Source organism: Candidatus Wallbacteria bacterium (assembly GCA_028687545.1).
In the GTDB taxonomy this organism is placed as follows: Bacteria; Muiribacteriota; JAQTZZ01; order JAQTZZ01; family JAQTZZ01; genus JAQTZZ01.
On record JAQTZZ010000108.1, the window covers coordinates 1 to 3,227 of the forward strand.

The 3,227-nt window shown below is 49.1% G+C and carries 4 protein-coding genes; 3 read left to right on the top strand and 1 reads right to left on the bottom strand.

Going from position 1 to position 3,227, the window contains the following annotated elements; all coding sequences use genetic code 11:
• A partial coding sequence (locus PHW04_19210; protein ID MDD2718024.1) for a hypothetical protein occupies window positions 1–520 on the top strand: 520 nt, incomplete at its 5' end.
• 125 nt (window positions 521–645) lie between these two features.
• The gene (locus PHW04_19215) at window positions 646–1,758 is read left to right on the top strand and encodes a WG repeat-containing protein (protein ID MDD2718025.1); all 1,113 of its coding nucleotides are present in this window, start codon (window positions 646–648) and stop codon (window positions 1,756–1,758) included.
• On the opposite strand, the gene PHW04_19220 is transcribed toward PHW04_19215, so the two are convergent.
• The gene (locus tag PHW04_19220) at window positions 1,755–2,504 is read right to left on the bottom strand and encodes an MBL fold metallo-hydrolase (protein ID MDD2718026.1); all 750 of its coding nucleotides are present in this window, start codon (window positions 2,502–2,504) and stop codon (window positions 1,755–1,757) included. The two genes, PHW04_19215 and PHW04_19220, sit on opposite strands and share 4 nt — an antisense overlap.
• 115 nt (window positions 2,505–2,619) lie before the next feature.
• Between PHW04_19220 and PHW04_19225 the strand changes: the two genes are divergently transcribed.
• The coding region (locus tag PHW04_19225) for a serine acetyltransferase (protein MDD2718027.1) at window positions 2,620–3,227 on the top strand (608 nt) is incomplete at its 3' end.

Consider the following 3,227-nt stretch of genomic DNA (forward strand, 5'->3'; position numbering starts at 1 on the left):
GACCTGTTTCGCCGAAGCCTGGCTGAGAGCAGGGACAAAGGACAAGCCGGCCGGCTGCCTCACTTTCGCCGGAGCTTCCACCAACATGGCCTGGGTTCCGCCCTGCACCTGGATCAAAGAGATCATCACAGAGCAGACCTGCAAGAAGAAGAACGACATCATTCTTGTGCAGCATACATACGGCATCCTCAAGACCATGGAAGAATACGGCATTGAAGATAAAAAAGAGGGCAACCAGCTGTTCGAGCAGACCCATATCTTCGGCGACGGCACAGCGACTGTCAGGACTGAAGCTGCTGCCAGAGTTACAATCTACAAATCCCGCAGCGAAGATTCCTTCACAGTCAAAATCAAGGATGCCGGTGCAGGACTGGTTGTGGCTGCATACGACGACAATCACGGCAACATGATCGTATCCAGAACCAATCAGAACGGCGAAACCACTCTGAATCTCAATGGCCAGACCATGTTTTCAGTCACAGGAGACTCGATCGAGCCATCGATCGATAACGAAATTTAGAAACTGTTAATACTTACCGGTATTTACAGTTTCTTAATCCCGTGAAGCAAAGCTGAACGGGATCTGAAGGCAGATAGACAGAAAAAAAGCGCGTCCAACCGGGCGCGCTTTTTTATCAAGATTTTGTGATTAAAGCCGATGAAATCAATATGAAATTAAGCCTGTTCAGCCGATTCTGCCTTTTTCTGACTATTTTTATTTTCTGCAGCGAAGTCTTAAATGCAGCACCGCGCTACTGCAGGAAAAAAATCCGCGAAAAACCTGAAGTACTGCTGCCTGCCAATTTTGAAAACCGCTGGGGTTTTATCGACGAAGAAGGACAATATTTCATTGAGCCGTATTATGAAAAAGCCTTTGATTTTTCCGAAGGCCTGGCTCTGGTGGAACTGGATGGAAAATGGGGATTCATCGATGAGCGCGGCAGGGAAGTGATCGAGCCTCAATCTGTTTACCTGATGCACAGTTTCTCCTGCGGGAAAGCCCTGTTCTGTAAAAACAGGAAGTACGGATTTTATGACCTGGAAGGAGAAACCGCGGTCCAAGCCCAGTTTGAGCTGGCCTCGGATTTCAGTGAGAACCTGGCTGCAGTGAAAATCGGAGGTTCCTGGGGGTACATTGACCAGACCGGCGGCCTGGTCATCAAAAACCAGTTCGCACTGGCCGGAGATTTTCATCAGGGCCTGGCCTGGGTGCTCTCGAATGGAAAATTCGGCTATCTTGATCAGAGTGGTGTGTCTGTGGTGGAGCCTTGCTACGAATTCGCCGGGGATTTTTCCGAGGACCTGGCAGTGGTTAGAGCGGACCGGATCTACAAGTTCATCGATAAGACCGGACTGATTGTCCTTGATTTTCAATACGAGGATGCCAGGGGATTTTCCGATGGCCTCGCTGCCGTGGAGATGGACGGGAAATGGGGATTCATCAACAAAAAAGGCGATTTCGAAATCAGCCCGCGCTTCGACGGAGTCAAAACCGGATTCTGCGGAGGCCTGGCCGGTGTGAAAATCGGAGATCGTTACGGATTTATCGATAAAAGAGGGAAAGTGATAGTGGAGCCTCATTTCCAGGATCTGGAACCGTTCCGCAATGGATTCGCCCGTGTCAGTTACGGCATCAAGAGCGGATACATCGAAAAGACAGAGAAGAATACCTGGACCATTCACAGAATTCCCGGTTACCCCCGCTGGGGTTATTACTCGGAATTCTATCATCAGCAGAAAAAGCCGGGTGAAATTTAATCGGTAGAAGGCGGTTGAACCTGGTCCGAAAACTCCACTATAATCGAATCACCGGGATTTTTGTAAGAAAATACGCCTTCAGACGAGGGGAGAGTGCTGATAAATTCAGAGACCAGGCTGGTCTTGCCGAAGGCGTGCATCGGAATGAACATTTTAGGCGCGAGCTTTTTCACAACATCAGCGGCTCCTGACCAGTTCCTGACCCTGTTGTCTGCATCGGAAAATGCGATGTCCACCCGCCATTTTTCCAGCTTTTTCAGCACTTGCTCGAAATATTCAAGATAGAGAGCAGATTCCTCAGGAGTCAATTTCTCCCACTCCCATCTGGCCAGGTCCCCACCGAAATAAACATGAGTATCCCCGATTTCGATCAGGTAGGCTACACCTTCATCATTGCTGCGGATGGCAGCCATCTCGATACCGCCGATTGTGAAGTCTGTCTCAGGTTCGGCACAGTATGGCTCGAACTGGCGCAGGGTATCCTCGACTGAAACGAAAGCATCGGAAGAAAGGACCAGTTGAACATCGGCAGTAACCGGGATGATGGTCTGGAGAAACCGGTTGAAATGGTCGGCATGGCTATGGGATGTTAGAATATAGGTCTTTTTGCCCCTGATCTTGCTGAGGACCATCTCCCGTACGGCAGGATTGAGATAGCTGTCTGTAGGATAGTCAAAAAGGAACACTAAGTCATCCGAAGACAAGGTAAAGCAATTGTGGAAAATATAAGTGATCTCAAATTTCATTATATAATAGTTTATTATCCGTATTCTGAATATGCAAGTTCAGGCAGAACGAAATTGAAAAGTTTCGGGAAAAGCATTATCGTTGATGATAGCTTGAATTATCAGAGAGGACTCAATGAATAAAAACTGCCAGTGCGAAGAAGTATTCAGAAAGGGCGAGAAATACTGGAGAAAATCCAAAGGGATCGTGGAAAAGACCGTGGACAGCTGCCTCGGCGAGTCCTGCATCAATCACCTCGATTCCGCTGTAATGCCTTCCAGGGAAGCAGTGATCGATCTTTTGGAGATTATCCGTGACATTCTGTTTCCCGGATATTTTGAGAAACGTCAGATCGGCAGGGAAGAACTGCCGTATCATATCGGTGAGCGCATGTCTGTCCTGTTCCAGAAGCTTTCAGATCAGATCACAAAGTGTATTGTGCATGAATGCCGCAGGCATTCCCAGGCCTGCCAGCATTGCATAGACCGCGGATTCGAAGTCACTGTCGAATTCATGAACAGGATCCCTGCCTTGCGCGAGCTGCTCGCCCTGGATGTGCAGGCCGCCTTTGACGGCGATCCCGCAGCCAGGAGCTTTGACGAAATCATCTTCTGCTATCCAGGTTTCCAGGCGATCACAGTCTACAGGATCGCCCACGAGCTTCTGACTCTGGGTGTTCCGCTGATGCCCAGGATCATGACAGAGCAAGCTCACGGGGAAACTAGATCGGAGGAGCACACGTC

What these genes read in the sequence shown, in the direction of transcription:
- PHW04_19220 (MDD2718026.1), bottom strand. Translation starts at nt 2,504, where the DNA reads ATGAAATTTGAGATCACTTATATTTTCCACAATTGCTTTACCTTGTCT.